The following is a 15,845-nucleotide window of genomic DNA, read 5'->3' on the forward strand; positions in this document are numbered from 1 at the left end:
TTGCGGCGTCTTTTTCCGGGACCGGCGAGGGCTGTCGGCTGCGGGAACCGGCTCAGCGGAGGGCGCCGACCCGGGCCCCGCCCCGCAGGGTCCCGTCCAGGTCCGCCCGCGCGCCCGCCGTCGCCCTCACCGCGAGGAGCGGCCCGTCGGAGCGGCCCTTCACCCCGCCGGAGACCTCCAGGGCGGTGAAGTCCGGGCTGCCCGCCGCCAGGACGAACCAGTCGCCGCCCGGCGCCTGCCACAGCACGCCCGCGAGGACCCGGGGATCCCGCACCCCGCAGGCCGGCGAGCCCTCGGAGCGGGCCGCGAGCGCGGCCGGGACCCGGGGCGACGGGACCAGGAACTGGGCGAGGACCCGGCTGCCCGTGCCCCGCCAGGTCTCCGCGCGCGTGCACACCCAGGTGCCGTGCCCGGCGCCCTCCGGCAGCGGCTGCCGGGCGAACCGCCAGGCGTTCACCGACCGCACCCCGTGCGCCCGTACGGCCGTCAGCCCGCAGGCCGTCCGCGCCCACGCCTCCCGGGCCTCCGGGCCCGTCGCGTCCACGGGGGCGACGGGCGGCCCCCACAGCAGCCGGGCGGGCGCCAGTTCGCCCAGGTCGGTGAGGAGCCGCACCCCCTCGCCGTCCCGCACCTGGAGCGTGTTCCAGTGGGAGCAGGCGCCGGCCTGCGCGGGGCTCGGCAGGGGCTCGGTCACCCCGTCGGCGTCCCGCGCCAGCGGCCACGGGTCCTTCGCGGGCCTGAGGAGGTCCCGTACGGCCGCCTCCCGCACCCAAGGGGCCGTCAGATAGCGGACGTTGCCGGAGGCGCGGGAGACGACCAGCGCCTCCGCCCCGACCGCGTCGGCCGCGTCCGTCCGCGCGAAGTCCAGCGCGGCCCCCGCCGTCCCCTCGACCGGCTCCGCGTACCGCACGGCCCGCAGCCCGTCGTGGAAGAGCACCACCCGCATCGCGTCGACCCGGCCCGCGAACAACAGCTGCGGCGGCCCCATCGGCGGCCCGACGGGCGTCCCCGGCGTCGCCGACGTCCGTACGGAAGCGCCCGGCCGCGCCCACACGGCGAGCGCCCGCCGCAACAGCCCGCCGTCCCCGGTCAGCCCCCCGCGCGCCGGCCACACGGAGAAGTCCCGCCGCGTCGCCCCCGGCCACACCACCGGCTCCACCCGCTTGACCGCACCGGGATCGAGGGCCGCCTCGGCGGCGGGGTTACGGGCGTACGAAGGCGCGGCAGCACCGTTTCTGCCCCACCCGTCCCCCGGCAGCCCGAGCAACGTCCCGCACACCACGAGCGCCACGACGGCGACGAACGCGGCCCGCGCGTGCTGCCGCCGCCGCATCAGATCGGTCGGCCGCGCCTGTAGCGCACACGGATCGAACTCGTCGGATTCGAGCAGGGCCGCACCACTGAGGCGGCGGGGGAGGACGGGAGCCCCGGCGGCGGGGCCGGGCCCCCGGGCGGCGCCCCCGGGTCCTCCGGCCCGTCCGGTGCGGCCGGGCCCGGAGGTGCCGTCGTGAGCGGCCGAACCGGCGGCTTCGCCGGCGTCGTACACGCGTCCGTCCCGGCCCGCGGCGCCGCTGCCCGAACGGCCGTCGGTCCTGCCGGGACCGGCCTGTTCGCCGACCCGGTAGGACCGGTCGTCCTGGTCGCGGGCCGCCGGGGCGCCGGTCCGCCCGGCGCCGCTCGCGCGGCCGGCGGGAGCGTCGGCGCCGCCGGACCGGCGAGGGGCGCCGTCGACGCCCCCGGCCCGGCCGGGGCCGCCCTGCTCGCCGACCCTGGCCGGGCCGTCCCCCCAGGGTTCCGTTCCGGGGGCGGCCCCCGCGGCGGCGGGCTCGGCGGGGTGGCCGGTTTCCGCGGCGGCGGGGGCGTCCAGCGCGTCCGCCTCCGCCAGGGCCGCCGAGGGGTCCTCGACGCCGGCCGCGGCCAGGACGCGCAGGACCTCCGGGTCGCCCTGGCGTTCCAGGCCGCGGAGCACGTATGCGGCGCGGCCGGGGCCGGAGAGCCGGGAGAGGCGTTGGTCCAGGGCGAGTTCGTCGGCGCCGCCGACGCGGGGGAAGAGGCGGAGCCCCCATACGTGCGGCAGCAGCGGAGGGAGCTGGGCCCGGCGCGGCAGGGCGAGGCGCCGGAGCGGCAGCCCGGCGATCAGGGCCTGTCGCAGCACCTCGCCCCGGACGTAGGCGTAGCCGGGATCCACCGCGTCCTCGGCCCGGCGCGGCCCGGGGACGGCGGGGCCCGGGACCCGGCGGCGCGGCAGCGACCGCTGGACGAGGGCGTGCGCGGTCAGCACCCGGCGGTTGCGGCCGAGCCCGGGCGGCAGCACGAGATAGGCGATGCGGACGAGCCGCGGATACCGCTCGACGAGCGCGGCCTCGGCCTGCTCGACGTCGACGGGGCCCACGGGCGAGGGAACGAGATCCTGGGTGCTCACGTTCAGCAGAACGAGCGATTCTTCCGATGGTCACCCCGGCCGCCGCCCGGGGCTCAGCAGGCCGCCGAGACCGGCCGCCGCCCGGGGCTCAGGCCGCCGAGACCGTCAGCCGCTCGCGGATCAGCGCCGTCACCTCGTCCGGGACGCCGAGCCCTTCCCGTACGTACTTCTCCATCGACCCGTGCCGGACCGCCACCTCGTCGAGCGCCGCGTCCAGGTACTCCGGCAGGACCCCGATCAGTTCGAGCGCGAGCTCGGGGTCGCCGCCCTGGGCCGTGAAGCCCTCGATCATCGGGGCGAACGCCAGCCGTACCGCCGGGTTGACCGCCAGGTACTCGGCCCGGACCGTCTCCTCGTCCGCGCCGAGCAGCGACAGGACGACCGTCGCCGCCCAGCCCGTGCGGTCCTTGCCCGCCGAGCAGTGGAAGAGCAGCGGTCCCGCGCCCGGCGTGCCCAACTCGCCGAGCAGGGCGCGGTAGGAGGCGCGGGCGGAGTCGCCGGAGACGAAGGTCCGGTAGGTCCGGGCGAAGGCCGCCCGGACCCGGCCCCCGCCGAGGTGCTCCTCGGCGAGCGCCGGATCGGAGAGCAGGACCTTCAGGCGGGCGGCCGGCGGCAGTCCGCTGCCCGCCAGGTAGTCGGCGAGGACGTCCGCGACGAGCAGCCGGGCCCCGGTCGGCAGCCGGTCGGGCCGGTCGGCGCGCTCGGTCCCGGTCCGGAAGTCGATGACGGTACGGATGCCCAGGCCGGCCACGGCGGGCTCGGCGGGGTCGAGCCGGTCGAGCTGCGCGGACCGGAAGACGAGACCGGACCGGACGGAGCGCCCGTCAGCCAGCGGCAGGCCGCCGAGATCACGGAGGTTGGCGACGGAGGTGGCGGGGATGGCGGGCATGTGGCGTCGACTCCTCCGATTCGTACGGCTTCCTGTCGACCGTAGTGGATCGCCCCGGTCCGGGCAGGTTCACCCCGGTGCGCGCCCGCGCCCGCGACGGGCCGCGAAGGGCCCGTCCCCTCACCCCTTCGCGAGCGCCTCCAGGACCTCCGCCTCCCGCTCCGGGCTGAGGCCGACGGTCGCGCGGTCCGGGCGCTGGGGGGCGACCCCGCCCAGGGACTCCAGCCACGCCCAGGTGTCCGCGACCGTCTCCTCCGCCGGACGGCAGCGCAGCCCGGCCGCGAGCGCGCGGGAGACGTCGGCGGTGTGCATGGCGTCGTACATCTCGCCCGGCGGCAGCCACACGGGCAGCTCCGTCCAGGGCGCGGCCCCGGCGGCGAGGAGCGCCTCCGGCTCGGTCCAGCGCAGTTCGGCGTCGGAGCCGGTCGCCCGCGCGCAGGCGTCGAGCAGCTCGCCCATCGTGGTGTGCCCGGGCGGCGAGACGAGGTTGTACGGCCCCGAGAGCCCGGCCGCCGTCGCGTCCAGCGTCCACGCGGCGAGGTCGCGGGCGTCGATGTACTGGAGCGGCAGCTCGCGCGGCCCGGGCGCCAGGACGGGCCCGCCGCGCGCGATCCGGCCCAGCCACCAGGGGAGCCGGCCCACGTTCTCGTACGGGCCGAGGATCAGGCCCGCGCGCACGAGCAGCGTCCGGTCGGCCCCGAAGGCGTCGGTGACGGCCAGTTCGCCGCCCCGCTTGGCCTCCGCGTAGGGCACGTCCCCGTCGTCGGGGGAGCCCTCCACCAGCGGTCCGTCCTCCCCGAGCCCGGCGGCGGGCGGCCAGGCGTACACGGAGCGGCTCGACACGTACACGTACCGCCCGACCCGGTCCGCCAGCAGCCGCGCCGCGTCCCGGACCGCCGAGGGCGCGGCCGACCAGGTGTCCACGACGGCGTCCCACGAACCGGTCGCGAGCGCGGCGAGACCGTCGGGGGCGGTGCGGTCCCCGAGCAGCGACGCGGCTCCCGCCGGGACCTCGTGGCGGCCCCGGTGGAAGACCGTCACCTCCCAGCCCCGTTCGAGCGCGGCCTCGACGATCGCGCGGCCGACGAACTCCGTACCTCCGAGCATCAGCAGTTTCATGATCCGAGCCTGCCCGGCGGGAAGGGCCGGGGCCAGGGGGTTCCGCTCCCGGAGGATTCCGCCAGGGGAGGAACGGAATCGAGAGGGGCCCTGTCCGGCCAACCGGCCGGGATGGAACGATGGTGCCGATGACGGATGCCCGGTCGCCCCTGCGCGCCCTGCGAGCCGCACTTTTCGCGGTCGTGTGCGTGACTTTGGCCGCAGTGGGGCATTCGTCCATGTCTGCGCACCGGCTTCCGGCGACCGCACTGCTCGGCGCCTTCGCCGCCACCGCGGCCCTCGCCTGGGCCGCGGCCGGACGACGCCGGGGCGCGCCCGCGATCGCGGGGGCCATGCTGCTCCTCCAGGGCGCGCTGCACCTGCTCTTCTCGGCGACGGGCGGGCACGCGCGGGAGCCGCACTCCGGAATGCCCGGCATGGAGAGCATGGCGGGTATGCCCGGCATGGACGCCATGGACAGCATGACCATGGCCGCCCCCACCCCCATGAGTTCCGGCTCCGGCGCCGGGATGCTCGCCGTCCACCTCCTCGCCGCGCTCCTCTGCGGCCTCTGGCTCGCGCGCGGCGAGGCCGCGTTCTTCACGCTCGCCCGCGCCGCCCTCGCGTACGCCTTCACCCCGCTCCGCCTGCTCCGCGCCCTCGTCCCCGTCGCCGGGACCCCGCGCCGCCCGGTCCGCCGGGCGCGGCGGAACGCCCGCCGCCCGCACACCGTCGTCCTCGCGCACACCCTCTCCCGGCGCGGCCCGCCCCGGCTGTCCGTACCCCGCGCCACGGCCCTCGGAGCACACGTCTGACCCGGGGGCCGCTTCCCCCTGTCGACACACCGACTCCAAGGACAGTCCGTCATGACGATCGACGATCTCGCGCGCCCGGAAACTCCGGAAACGCCGAGAAATCCGGAAACCCCCGAAATCCCCGACTCCGAAGCGCCGTCTCCGACGAAGCCCCGGCCCGGCACCTGGAGCGCCCTGCGCCCCCTCGTCCTGCGCCTCCACTTCTACGCGGGCGTCCTCGTCGCCCCGTTCCTCCTCGTGGCCGCCGTCAGCGGCCTGCTCTACGCGCTCTCCTTCCAGGCGGAGAAGATCGTGTACGCGCACGAGCTGGAGGTCCCCGTCGGCGACAGCACCCTGCCGCTCTCCCGGCAGGTGGACATCGCCCGCAAGGTCAACCCGAACGGCACCGTCACCGCCGTCTGGCCCGGCGCCGAACCCGGCGCGACCACCCGGGTCCTGATGGCCGACCCCGACGTCCCCGAGGACGCCTCGACGGCCGTCTTCGTCGACCCGTACACCGGTGACGTGCGCGGACAGCTGCCCAGCTACGGCAGCTCCGGCGCCCTCCCGCTGCGGACCTGGATCGACGGCCTCCACCGCGATCTGCACCTGGGTGACCTCGGCCGCAACTACAGCGAACTCGCCGCGAGCTGGCTGTGGGTGATCACGCTCGGCGGCGTGCTGCTCTGGGCGGGCCGCCGCCGGAAGAACCGCCGCGCCCTCGTCCTGCCGGAGCGGGGCCCGAAGTCCCGTCGCCGCACGCTCTCCTGGCACGGCTCGGTCGGCCTGTGGGCGGCGCTCGGCCTGGTCCTGCTCTCCGCGACCGGTCTGACCTGGTCGCGGTACGCGGGCGAGAACATCGGCACCGTCCAGGACGCCCTCGGCGGCGCCACCCCCACCCTGTCGGCGGGGGCGGCCCCGTCGTCGGAGCACGAGGGCCACGGCGGCCACCACCAGGGCGGTACGGCCCCCAAGGGCGCGGACATCGGCCTCGACAAGGCCCTGGAAGCGGCCCGCGCGGCGGGCATCGACAGCCCGCGGGTCTCGGTCGTCCTGCCCGCCGAGGGCAAGGGGTACGTGGTCAAGGAGACCGACACGCAGTTCCCGGTCCAGCTGGACTCGGTGGCGCTGAACCCGGCCGACGGCACGGTCCTCGACCGCCTGCGCTTCGGCGACTACCCGCTGCTCGCGAAGCTCACCCGGACGGGCATCGACGCCCACACCGGCGTCTTCCTGGGCCTGTTCAACCAGCTGGCCCTCGCCGCCCTCGCACTCGCCCTGATCCTGCTGATCCTCTGGGGCTACCGCATGTGGTGGCTGCGCCGCCCGGGCCGGCCGGTGGCGCGCGGGGCCTGGCGGAAGGTCCCGGTGACGCTGCTCCTGCCGCTTCTGGCGGCGACGGCGGCCGTCGCCTGGTTCGTCCCGCTGCTCGGTCTGAGCCTGCTGCTGTTCCTGGCGGCGGACCTCAGCCTGGCGTTGATCGCCAGGGTGAGGTCCGGCCGAACGGCCTGATCAGGGCGTGTACTTGTAGCCGACCCGCCGCACGGTCTGGATCGTGTGGCGGTGCTCGGCGCCCAGCTTGCGGCGCAGCCGGGCCACGTGCACGTCGACCGTCCGGCCGTCGCCCACGTGCCCGTACCCCCACACCGTCGTGACCAACTGGTCGCGGGTGTGCACCCGGTGAGGGTGCGCCACCAGGTGGGCGAGCAGCTCGAATTCGAGGTACGTCAGGTCCAGCGCCCGCCCGTCGACGAGGGCGATCCGCTGGACGTCGTCGATGCTCACCGGCCCCTGCTCCTCCGCCGCGACGGGGGCCGGTGCGGGGGCGGGGGCCGCGGGCAGGTGCGGCTGCTGGTCGGCCGGGACGAGGACGAGGTACCCGACCATCGGCGGACGCCCCGGCAGCGTCGGCAGCGCGTGCTGCGGCGCCGGCAGCAGGGTGGCGCCCGGCGGCAGGAAGTCCGCCACCTGGGAGAGGTCGACGACCTCGTTCGGATCGACGGCACGCAGTCGGTGCCGGCCGGGGCGGACGGCCGTGAGGGAAGCGCTCTGGGCGTGGACGCTCGGGAAGTGGGCGCTCTGGGTGTGGGCCATGGCAGGTCAGCTCTTTCGCGCGGGGAAACGGACGGAGGTGTCTCGTACGTCGTGCGCGTGCGGCCGAAGGCCGGGATCGGACCGTGTACCGATCGGGGCGTTAGAGGGCCGACGCGTTCCTCACGCGTCGACAGCACCGGTCGAAGTCGTGGTGCTGCCGGGAAGGCCAGAACGGCTCGAGGTCGTGGCGACCCGTCGCGGTGTCGTTCTGCATGCTGGCCATATCCCTATTAAACCAGGAGGGAAACAGGCTGAGCACCCCCTGTCACGTCACATCCCGCCCGAACGTCCGGAAACGAGCCGCCGATCCGCCGGTCACGCCGCCGCCGGCCGCCCTCGGCAGGGCGGCCGCCCCGACCGGCCACCTGCCTCGACCGGCCACCTGCCTCAACCGATCAGCCGCCTCCGCCAGTCCAGCCCCGTGACCAGGATCGCCTGCCCCGGGTCCCCGTCCCACCGCACGCTCAGCCCCTGCCCGCGCAGCGCCGCGGCCACCTCCTCGCCGACCGCCGCGGCCGTCGCCGTCTCCGCCGAGTCGTCGAACCGGCCGTACAGCAGATGCAGCGGCCCGCCGGCCGCCGCGCTCTCGGTGCACTGGGTGTGGAAGAACACGAACCCGCGCGCCCGGTCCGCCCCGTCCTCCGCGCCGATCTCCGTCGTGCCGCAGGTCCGGCAGCACGTGAAGTGCTCGCGGGCGAGGATGCCGGACGCGTCCAGCGCGGCGAAGGCGGCGGTGATCCGCTCCGGGTCGGTCGTGCCCTCCCAGCCCGCCGTCTCCTCGACCCGCTCCCGCCACAGCCGGTCCACCAGCGCCGCGGCCTGCTCACGGGACACCGGGTGCTCGTCCGGGGAGAACACGTCCTCCTGGGCGGCCCGGGTCAGCCGCGCCCGGTCGTCGTAGCCGCAGAGGAGCATCGAGCGCACCCGGCCCTCGATCTCCCGCCGTATCACCGCGGGGAGTTCGGGGACGGCCGGCGCAGGCGGGAAGCCCATGTTCGTCCAGCTCACCCCGGCGTCCCGGCCGGCCGCCCCGCGCGCCCAGGCCGCCAGGACCTCGGCGACCCGCTCCGTCGTGTCGAGCCGCGCCTCGAAGTGCCGTTCGGGAGCGCCGGCCCGGTGCTCCAGCTGGAAGTGCTCGCCGTCGGCGTGCCACACCTGCGCGAAGACGTCGGGCAGGTCCGGTGTCCGCTGGAGGACCAGGAAGCGGTCCCCCTCCGCGCCGATGCGCCGCACGAGCCCGGTCAGGTCCTCCTCGGACGGCCGGACGTGCTTCTCCCCGTTCTCGGTCTGCACCGTGATGTCGAGCATGGCCCCATCGTCGCAAAGGCCACCGACAACGCCGGAGGGGCGCCCGCCGTACGAAACGGCGGGCGCCCCTCATGAAGCGGTGCGGATCAGACCTGGCCGGCCTTCTCCAGGGCCTCGCAGCAGGTGTCCACGATGAGGCGGGTCACCACGTACGGGTCGACGTTCGCGTTCGGGCGGCGGTCCTCGATGTAGCCCTTCTGGTCCTGCTCGACCTGCCACGGGATGCGGACCGAGGCGCCGCGGTCCGAGACGCCGTAGGAGTACTCGTCCCACGGGGCGGTCTCGTGCAGGCCCGTCAGGCGCTCGTCGATGCCGGCGCCGTAGTTCTTGACGTGGTCGAGCGGCTTGGAGCCCTCGCCGAGCGACTCGCAGGCGGTGATGATCGCGTCGTAGCCCTCGCGCATCGCCTTCGTGGAGAAGTTGGTGTGCGCGCCGGCGCCGTTCCAGTCGCCCTTGACCGGCTTCGGGTCGAGGGTCGCGGAGACGTTGAAGTCCTCGGCCGTGCGGTAGAGCAGCCAGCGGGCCACCCACAGCTGGTCCGAGACCTCGAGCGGGGCCAGCGGGCCGACCTGGAACTCCCACTGGCCGGGCATGACCTCGGCGTTGATGCCGGAGATGCCGAGACCGGCCTTCAGGCAGTTCTCCAGGTGCGCCTCGACGATCGGACGGCCGTGGATCTCGTCGATGCCGACGCCGCAGTAGTAGCCGCCCTGCGGGGCCGGGAAGCCGTTGACGGGGAAGCCGAGCGGGCGGGTGCCGTCGAAGAAGGTGTACTCCTGCTCGATGCCGAAGATCGACTCCTGAGCGGCGTACCGGCCGGCGACCTCGGCCAGGGCGGCGCGCGTGTTGGACTCGTGCGGCGTCATGTCCGTGTTGAGGACCTCGCAGAGCACCAGGACGTCGTTGCCGCCGCGGATCGGGTCCGGGCAGACGAAGACCGGCTTGAGGACGCGGTCCGAGGCGTGACCCTTGGCCTGGTTCGTGCTGGAACCGTCGAAGCCCCAGAGCGGGAGCTCGTCGAGGGCGAGGCCCTCACCAGCGATGATCTTCGTCTTGGAGCGAAGCTTCGCGGTCGGCTCGGTGCCGTCGATCCAGATGTACTCAGCCTTGAAGGTCACGGGTCTCATCCTTTGGCGTGCTGCTGCGGGGGTCCGCCGCGGCTCGCGGCACTGCGAGAAGCTGCGGTCACCGCGCCGTCTGCGCGGTGTTTGTTCGACCGCAGCTTCGCAACCTGGGATTTCCCGTCGGTTGCCCGTTTGTGAACCCCGTGTTACTCAGCCGTCCGAGTGAACCCGCATCCGCCGTGCGACGACGTGCGCGTCGAGCAGCGCCCCGAGCCCCGCCGACCGCACCCGCCGCACCATCTCGGCGTACGAGGTGCCGAGCGCCTCCGCCGTCCGTTCGAGGTGCCAGTCGCAGTCCGCGAGCCGGTTCAGGAGGTATCCCTTCCGGATCTGGTTCTCGGAGAGCCGGAAGGTCTTCAGGTACGCCGCCCGCCCCTTCCGGTCGGTGATCACCTCCCCGATGTGCTGCTCCCGCCCGCCCCGCTCGAACGGCGGCAGGAACCGGTACAGACCGAACGACCCCATCCGCCGGACCCGCTCGAAGGAGTACGAGGTCTCCAGGAGGTCCCGCGCCATCAGCCCGTCGTGGGCCGCGGCCCAGGCCCGCTCCTGCTCCAGGGCCGCCGCCCGGAGATCCGCGAGGTTCCGGACGCCGCCGGCGCCGTCCCGGATCCGCGCCGTGAACTCGGGCACGGGGGCGCCGTAGTGCGCGTACTGGTGGACCAGCTCCCCGTACAGGTCCTCCACCAGCGTCGGATGCAGAAGCCGGTAGTCGTCCGGATGCGGCACCACGAAGGCCGCGGCCAGCGCGTCGGCCACGTACAGGAGCAGCCCGCACTGCCCCGGATGCAGCTCGAACACCCGCAGCGCCTCCCCGAGCCCGGGCACCGCCCACCCCGCGTACGCCGCCTCCACCCGCGGCGAGAGCCCGCGCCGCAGCGCCTCCCGGGACCAGTCGTCCCAGACCACGGACGGCCCGCCGAAGTGCAGCGCGAGGTACCCCTCCAGGGCGAGGTGCAGGGGCAGGAACCGCAGCCGCCGCTCGCCCTGCCGGCGCTTGGCCAGGCGGTGGATCCGGCGCACGGGAACGGCCGCCGGAGCCCCTTCGCCCCCGAGCCGGGTCCCGTACGCGGCGGCCTCCGCGCCCGTCCCCGTCCAGTCGGCGACGAAGCCGTGCGGGATGTACGAGGTGTACGCGGTGCGGTCGCCGAGTGCGACGGAGGCCGTACCCCGGCCCTCGTACACCTCCCGGCCCAGCCGCAGCCCCGGCACCGGCTCGTCCCGCACGAGCGGCACGATCCGCACCCCGCCCCACACCTGCGCGGGCCGCACGCGGAGCCCGCCGAGATCGATCCGGGTCACCCCTCCGCCCCCTTCAGGAAAAGCTCCACCCGACGGTCCAGATAGGCCCGCAGCTCCGCGAACCCCGTCCGCCCCTCCGCGAACTGCGCGACCTCCACCAGGGCCGCCAGATCCTCCGCGTCCCTGATCCCCGCCACCGGCACGCTCGGCGCCAGCCGGCGCACGTCGAAGCCCTCCGCGTCGTATACGGGGTTCAGGTGCACCACGCTCGTCCGCCGCTCCGGATCGAGCCGCGTCCGCCACACCCGCAGCACCTCGCCCGCGAGCCCCGGCGGGGCGTTGTCCCAGCCGTCGGAGACGATCACCAGCCGCTCCGGACCGGTCTCCAGGGCGTCCAGGACCCGCAGGCCGAGCGGGGTCGGCCCGTAGGGGTGGACGAGCAGGGGATCGTCCCGGCCCGAGGTCCACAGCGGGGCGTACGCCCCCGGGGACGCGAGGGCCTCCAGGAGGAAGTGGCAGCCGAGGGCCACGGCCAGCGGACGGCGCCGCTTCACCGCCGAACCGGAGGAGGAGAAGCTGTCGTCGAGCACGGCCGCCACCCGCCCCCAGCTCCCGGCGTACGGCCCCGCCGCGCGCCGGGCCGCCGCGCGCAGCGCGGCCGTCAGCTCGGCCCGCCGCTCCACCCGCTCGGCGAACGGGAGCGCCAGGACGTACAGGGCGAGCCGGGTGAGCGGCATGACCGACAGGTCGGCGGCCCGGTCCGTACGCAGCCGTTCGAGCCGCGTCATCCGCGGCGCGATCCGTTCCAGGAACACGTCCCGGGGTATCCCGTGCTTCGCGGCGAAGCCCTCCGCGACCGTGAACGGCAGCTCGTACAGCGCGCCCTGCTCGTAGGGGGCCCTGCGGTGCGCGTCGAGCGTGGCGTTCTCGTACCGGACCCGGCGGCCCGGCGCGAAGAGGAAGTCACCGGTCTCGGCCTCGGGCAGCCGCCCGTGGACGTGCCGGAGGGCGGTCTTGAACCCGGTCCGGTACTTCACCGCGTCGAGCGCCGGATCGGGGCGGGCCGCGAGCCACGCGCGCACGATCGCGCGCGTGCGGCGGTTGTTGACCCCGGCGGCGCGCAGCGCGCCGAAGAGCCGGTAGACCCGCTGCGGCGGCAGCAGCGCGAGGCGCGCGGCGATCAGCCGGCCCTCGCCCGGCTCCGCCTCCCTCGGGGTGCGGAGCAGGTGCTCGATGACGAGCGCGGCGTTGTGGTCGTTGATGTCGAGCGCGAGGGCCGCGGCGTACACGGGCCGGTAGTTGACCCGTACGTACTCGTGGAGGAAGGCGAGCGAGAAGCGCTGCTCGGCGGCGGAGGAGCGGAACTCCCGCTGACCGGTGGCGGTCACGGCGGCGTTGACGAAGAGGAGCACGTCCTCGGCGGCGACGAGCTCGGACACGGCGCTCTCCCCTTCCTGGACGTGGGTGCCGGCCGGGGAATGGGGGCGCGAACAGCGAAGACGTTGCTTCAGAGGCAGGTTCCGGAAGTCGCACCGGAGTCCCGCGGCCGGCGCGGGAACGCTAGCACCGGGCCGGGGGAGGACCGCCAGCGGTTTACGGGAGGGAGCGGTGCCTGTCGGTGGCGCCCGGCAGACTGGGGGCATGGCGAAGAACCTCGGTGAGAAGCCCCGTATCGGACTCCTCGGCACCGGCCCCTGGGCCGCCCGCACGCACGCGCCCGCGCTCGCCGGGCATCCGGGCGTCGAGTTCAGCGGGGTGTGGGGCAGACGCCCCGAGGCGGCCGCCGAGCTCGCCGCCGCGTCCGGCACGCGCGCGTACGAGGACGTGGACGCCCTCTTCGCCGCGAGCGACGCCGTCGCCCTGGCCCTCCCGCCCGACGTCCAGGCCCCCTTCGCCGTCCGCGCCGCGGCCGCGGGCTGCCACGTCCTGCTCGACAAGCCGGTCGCCACCACGGTGGCGCTCGCCCGCGAGGTCACCGAGGCCGTCGAGGCGGCCGGGGTCGCCTCGGTCGTCTTCTGCACCCTGCGGTTCGCGGAGCCGACGGCCCGCTGGATCGACGAACAGGCGGCGGCCGGCGGCTGGTTCCTCGGCGAGGCCCACTGGCTGGGCTCGCTCTACGGCCCCGGCTCCGCCAGCGCGTACGCGGCCTCGCCCTGGCGGCGGGAGAAGGGCGGCCTGTGGGACGTCGGCCCGCACGTCCTCTCCGTCTACCTCCCGGTCCTCGGCGACGTCACCGGGATCACCGCCGCGCCGGGCCCCGACGACACCCGCCACCTGGTGCTGCGCCACGCCTCGGGCGCGAGCAGCACGGCCACGCTCACCCTGAGCGCGCCCCCGGAGGCGGCGGAGGCGGCCCTCACGCTGTACGGCACCGGCGGCCGGGCCGAGATGCCCCGCTGGGACGGCGCGGTGGACGCCTTCGCGGCGGCCGTCGACGCCCTCGTCACCGCGGCCCGCACCGGCGAACCCCACGCCTGCGACGCCCGCTTCGGCCTCCGCCTCACGGAGATCCTGACGGAGGCGGAGCAGCGTGCGGCCCGCGCCTGACGACAGCACGGCCGGCGGCGCGCCGGTCGTCCGGGCCGTCACCCCCGCCGACTGGCCGCTCTGGCGCGAGGCCCGGATCGCCTCGCTCACGACCTCGCCCGAGGCGTTCAGGGCGCGGCTCGCCGACTGGGAGCGGGGCGGTGAGGAGCAGTGGCGGACCCGGTTCGACGACCCGGCCGCGTACGGCGTCCTGGCCGTCCGCGACGCCCGGTCCGTGGGGATGGCGGCCGGGCTCCTCGCGCCGGACGCCGTGCCCGAACTGCGGTCGGTCTGGGTCGCGCGGGAGGCCCGGGGCCACGGTCTCGCCGCCCGCCTGATCGCCTCCGTCGAGAGCTGGGCGCACGGCACGGGAGCGGGGACGCTCCGGCTCTCCGTGCTGGCGGCCAACGCCCCGGCGATCGCCCTGTACGAGCGCCTCGGGTACGCGCCGGACGGCCGCGCGGGTCAAGAGCTGGTCATGACGAAGAAGCTGCGCGACGGCCGCTGAGCCCCTCCGACAGGGCCTCGCACAGGGAGTCCAGGGCGGCCCCGTACAGCCGCTCCGGCGGGGTGGCGTAGCCGACGACCAGGCCGTCCGGGTGGGCGGGACCGGGGGCGTCCGGGTGGCGGTAGGAGGCGAGGCCCTCCGTGGCGACCCCGCGCCGGGCGGCCGCGGCGAGCACCGCCCGCTCCGTGCCCGGGGGCAGCTCCAGGACGGCGTGCAGACCGGCGGCGATGCCCGTCACCCGTACCTCCGGCACCCGTGCGGCGAGCGCGGCGGCCAACCGGTCGCGCCGCTCCCGGTGGCGGCGGCGCATGCCCCGGACGTGCCGGTCGTACGCGCCGGAGGCGAGGAAGTCGGCGAGGGTGAGCTGCTCCGTGGCCGAGGCGTACGGCTCGCGTTCCCCCTTCGCGGCGGCGACGGCGTCCGCGAGCGCCGCCGGGAGGCACATCCAGCCGAGGCGCAGCGCGGGGGAGAGGCTCTTGCTGACGGAGCCGAGGAGGACGGTCCGCTCGGGGTCGAGGCCCTGGACGGCGCCCACGGGCCGGCGGTCGTACCGGAACTCCCCGTCGTAGTCGTCCTCCACGACGAGCCCGCCGGAGCGCCGCGCCCACTCCAGGGCGCCGGCCCGGCGCTCGGGGTGCAGCGGCCCGCCGGTGGGGAACTGGTGGGCGGGCGTGAGCAGGACGGCCCCGGCCCCGGGCGGGATCTCCCCGGTGCGGGCCCCGTCCCCGTCGACCGCCACGGGCACGGTGCGGACGCCCGCCCCGTCGAGGAGGCCCCGGTGGAAGGGCAGGCCGTACGCCTCGACGGCCCAGGGGCGTTCCGTACCGAGCACCCGGACGAGCAGCCGCAGCGCGTGGGCGGCGCCGGAGCAGACCACGATCCGGTCGGGGCCCGTGCGCACGCCCCTGACCCGGGCGAGGTACTCGGCGAGGGCCCGGCGCAGTTCGATCCGGCCGTGCGGGTCGCGGCTCCCGAAGGCCTCGTGCGGCGCGGCGGTCAGGGCCCGCCGGGCGGCCGCCAGCCAGGGACCGCGCGGGAAGGCGCCGGGGTCCGGCCTGCCCTGGACGAGGTCGTACGGGAGCGGCGGCGGCGCGGCCGGGCGCACGGGCCCCGGGGCGGGCGCGGCGACCCGCTCGGCGACCCGGGTGCCGGAACCCTGGCGGGAGGCCAGCCAGCCCTCGGCGACCAGTTCGGCGTACGCGTCGGCGACGGTGTTGCGGGCGATCCCCAGGTCGGCGGCGAGCGACCGGTAGGGCGGCAGCCGCGTCCCGGGGGCGAGCCGCCCCTCGCGCACGGCCTCGCGCAGGGCCCGGATGAGCGCGGCCCGCCGGCTGCCGCCGGTGCCGAGCTCCAGATGCAGATCGTTCCCGAGCCCTCCGGCGCCGCTCACCGCTCCTCGCCGCCGTCCATGAGGTCCCGCACCCCGGTCAGGAACCGGCGCACCGCCCGGGTCTCGGTCTCCGTGAAGCCGCCGAGCAGGGCGACCGTCCCGTCGATCAGCGGTCCGAAGTGCGCGCGGCCCAGCTCCTTGGCGCGGTCCTGGACGGTCAGCAGGACGCGCCGCCGGTCCCGGGCGTCGCGCGTCCTGGCCACGTGTCCGAGCCGTTCGAGCCGGTCGACGACGGCGGTCGTGCCGGCCGAGTTGAGCCCGAGGCGCTCGCCGAGCCACCCGGCGGTGGCGTCCGTACCGGCGCGCTCGGCGTCGAGGAGGCAGATCAGGGCCCGCACGTCCGTCGGGTGCATGCCGTTGCGGGCGGCGAACTCGTTCTGGCGCAGGCCGTATTCGACGGTGACTTCGCGCAGCAGATGAAAGATCCGCATCTCCGGTGACGAGTCCACC

At 75.9% G+C, this 15,845-nt stretch carries 14 protein-coding genes; 4 read left to right on the forward strand and 10 right to left on the reverse strand.

What is annotated here, in order from left to right; translation table 11 throughout:
• Nucleotides 1–52: 52 nt before the first annotated feature.
• The 3 genes from ACFYUS_RS33945 to ACFYUS_RS33955 form a co-directional block, all read right to left on the reverse strand.
• The gene (locus ACFYUS_RS33945) at nt 53–2,422 is read right to left on the reverse strand and encodes a hypothetical protein (RefSeq protein WP_388861087.1); all 2,370 of its coding nucleotides are present in this window, start codon (nt 2,420–2,422) and stop codon (nt 53–55) included.
• An 88-nt stretch (nt 2,423–2,510) separates the two neighbouring features.
• Nucleotides 2,511–3,311, reverse strand: a complete 801-nt coding sequence (locus tag ACFYUS_RS33950) for a tyrosine-protein phosphatase (protein ID WP_388861090.1) — start codon at nt 3,309–3,311, stop codon at nt 2,511–2,513.
• 120 nt (nt 3,312–3,431) lie between these two features.
• Nucleotides 3,432–4,430, reverse strand: coding sequence for an NAD-dependent epimerase/dehydratase family protein (locus ACFYUS_RS33955; protein WP_388861093.1), 999 nt, complete (start codon nt 4,428–4,430; stop codon nt 3,432–3,434).
• A gap of 218 nt (nt 4,431–4,648) precedes the next feature.
• On the opposite strand from ACFYUS_RS33955, the gene ACFYUS_RS33960 reads away from it, so the two are divergent.
• Together ACFYUS_RS33960 and ACFYUS_RS33965 are read left to right on the forward strand one after the other, a co-directional pair.
• Nucleotides 4,649–5,224: a hypothetical protein gene (locus ACFYUS_RS33960; protein ID WP_388861096.1), complete on the forward strand. Its 576-nt coding sequence runs from the start codon at nt 4,649–4,651 to the stop codon at nt 5,222–5,224.
• Between the two features lie 51 nt (nt 5,225–5,275).
• Entirely contained in the window at nt 5,276–6,715 is a 1,440-nt protein-coding gene (locus tag ACFYUS_RS33965; protein ID WP_388861098.1) for a PepSY-associated TM helix domain-containing protein, read from the forward strand.
• Here ACFYUS_RS33965 and ACFYUS_RS33970 read toward each other — a convergent pair whose 3' ends face one another.
• From ACFYUS_RS33970 to ACFYUS_RS33990, 5 genes are all read right to left on the reverse strand, one after another.
• Nucleotides 6,716–7,297: a winged helix-turn-helix domain-containing protein gene (locus tag ACFYUS_RS33970; protein ID WP_388861101.1), complete on the reverse strand. Its 582-nt coding sequence runs from the start codon at nt 7,295–7,297 to the stop codon at nt 6,716–6,718.
• A 387-nt stretch (nt 7,298–7,684) separates the two neighbouring features.
• A complete protein-coding gene (locus tag ACFYUS_RS33975; RefSeq protein WP_388861104.1) occupies nt 7,685–8,605 on the reverse strand; it encodes a DUF6891 domain-containing protein in 921 nt (306 codons plus the stop codon).
• Nucleotides 8,606–8,691: 86 nt separating this feature from the next.
• Nucleotides 8,692–9,723 carry a glutamine synthetase gene (gene glnII, locus ACFYUS_RS33980; RefSeq protein ID WP_388861107.1) on the reverse strand — a complete coding sequence of 344 codons (1,032 nt, stop codon included), beginning with the start codon at nt 9,721–9,723 and terminating at the stop codon, nt 8,692–8,694.
• Between the two features lie 156 nt (nt 9,724–9,879).
• Nucleotides 9,880–11,031, reverse strand: a complete 1,152-nt coding sequence (locus tag ACFYUS_RS33985; protein WP_388861110.1) for a hypothetical protein — start codon at nt 11,029–11,031, stop codon at nt 9,880–9,882.
• Nucleotides 11,028–12,614: a hypothetical protein gene (locus ACFYUS_RS33990; RefSeq protein ID WP_388861113.1), complete on the reverse strand. Its 1,587-nt coding sequence runs from the start codon at nt 12,612–12,614 to the stop codon at nt 11,028–11,030. Before ACFYUS_RS33990 ends, ACFYUS_RS33985 begins: the two co-directional genes overlap by 4 nt.
• Between ACFYUS_RS33990 and ACFYUS_RS33995 the strand changes: the two genes are divergently transcribed.
• The gene (locus ACFYUS_RS33995; RefSeq protein WP_388861116.1) at nt 12,613–13,518 is read left to right on the forward strand and encodes a Gfo/Idh/MocA family protein; all 906 of its coding nucleotides are present in this window, start codon (nt 12,613–12,615) and stop codon (nt 13,516–13,518) included. The two genes, ACFYUS_RS33990 and ACFYUS_RS33995, sit on opposite strands and share 2 nt — an antisense overlap.
• A complete protein-coding gene (locus ACFYUS_RS34000; RefSeq protein WP_388861119.1) occupies nt 13,502–14,005 on the forward strand; it encodes a GNAT family N-acetyltransferase in 504 nt (167 codons plus the stop codon). The genes ACFYUS_RS33995 and ACFYUS_RS34000 overlap by 17 nt, the downstream gene beginning before the upstream one ends.
• On the opposite strand, the gene ACFYUS_RS34005 is transcribed toward ACFYUS_RS34000, so the two are convergent.
• Together ACFYUS_RS34005 and ACFYUS_RS34010 are read right to left on the reverse strand one after the other, a co-directional pair.
• Entirely contained in the window at nt 13,974–15,395 is a 1,422-nt protein-coding gene (locus tag ACFYUS_RS34005) for a PLP-dependent aminotransferase family protein (RefSeq protein ID WP_388861122.1), read from the reverse strand. The genes ACFYUS_RS34000 and ACFYUS_RS34005 overlap by 32 nt on opposite strands.
• Nucleotides 15,392–15,826: a MarR family transcriptional regulator gene (locus ACFYUS_RS34010; RefSeq protein WP_388861170.1), complete on the reverse strand. Its 435-nt coding sequence runs from the start codon at nt 15,824–15,826 to the stop codon at nt 15,392–15,394. Before ACFYUS_RS34010 ends, ACFYUS_RS34005 begins: the two co-directional genes overlap by 4 nt.
• Nucleotides 15,827–15,845: the final 19 nt, after the last annotated feature.

Source organism: Streptomyces sp. NPDC004284 (assembly GCF_042874035.1).
Classification (GTDB): domain Bacteria; phylum Actinomycetota; class Actinomycetes; order Streptomycetales; family Streptomycetaceae; genus Streptomyces.

Coding starts and splice junctions, on each gene's coding strand:
- ACFYUS_RS33950 (WP_388861090.1), bottom strand. CDS start 3,311: ATGCCCGCCATCCCCGCCACCTCCGTCGCCAACCTCCGTGATCTCGGC.
- ACFYUS_RS33955 (WP_388861093.1), bottom strand. CDS start 4,430: ATGAAACTGCTGATGCTCGGAGGTACGGAGTTCGTCGGCCGCGCGATC.
- ACFYUS_RS33960 (WP_388861096.1), top strand. CDS start 4,649: ATGTCTGCGCACCGGCTTCCGGCGACCGCACTGCTCGGCGCCTTCGCC.
- ACFYUS_RS33965 (WP_388861098.1), top strand. CDS start 5,276: ATGACGATCGACGATCTCGCGCGCCCGGAAACTCCGGAAACGCCGAGA.
- ACFYUS_RS33970 (WP_388861101.1), bottom strand. CDS start 7,297: ATGGCCCACACCCAGAGCGCCCACTTCCCGAGCGTCCACGCCCAGAGC.
- ACFYUS_RS33975 (WP_388861104.1), bottom strand. CDS start 8,605: ATGCTCGACATCACGGTGCAGACCGAGAACGGGGAGAAGCACGTCCGG.
- ACFYUS_RS33995 (WP_388861116.1), top strand. CDS start 12,613: ATGGCGAAGAACCTCGGTGAGAAGCCCCGTATCGGACTCCTCGGCACC.
- ACFYUS_RS33990 (WP_388861113.1), bottom strand. CDS start 12,614: ATGCCCCCAGTCTGCCGGGCGCCACCGACAGGCACCGCTCCCTCCCGT.
- ACFYUS_RS34010 (WP_388861170.1), bottom strand. CDS start 15,826: ATGCGGATCTTTCATCTGCTGCGCGAAGTCACCGTCGAATACGGCCTG.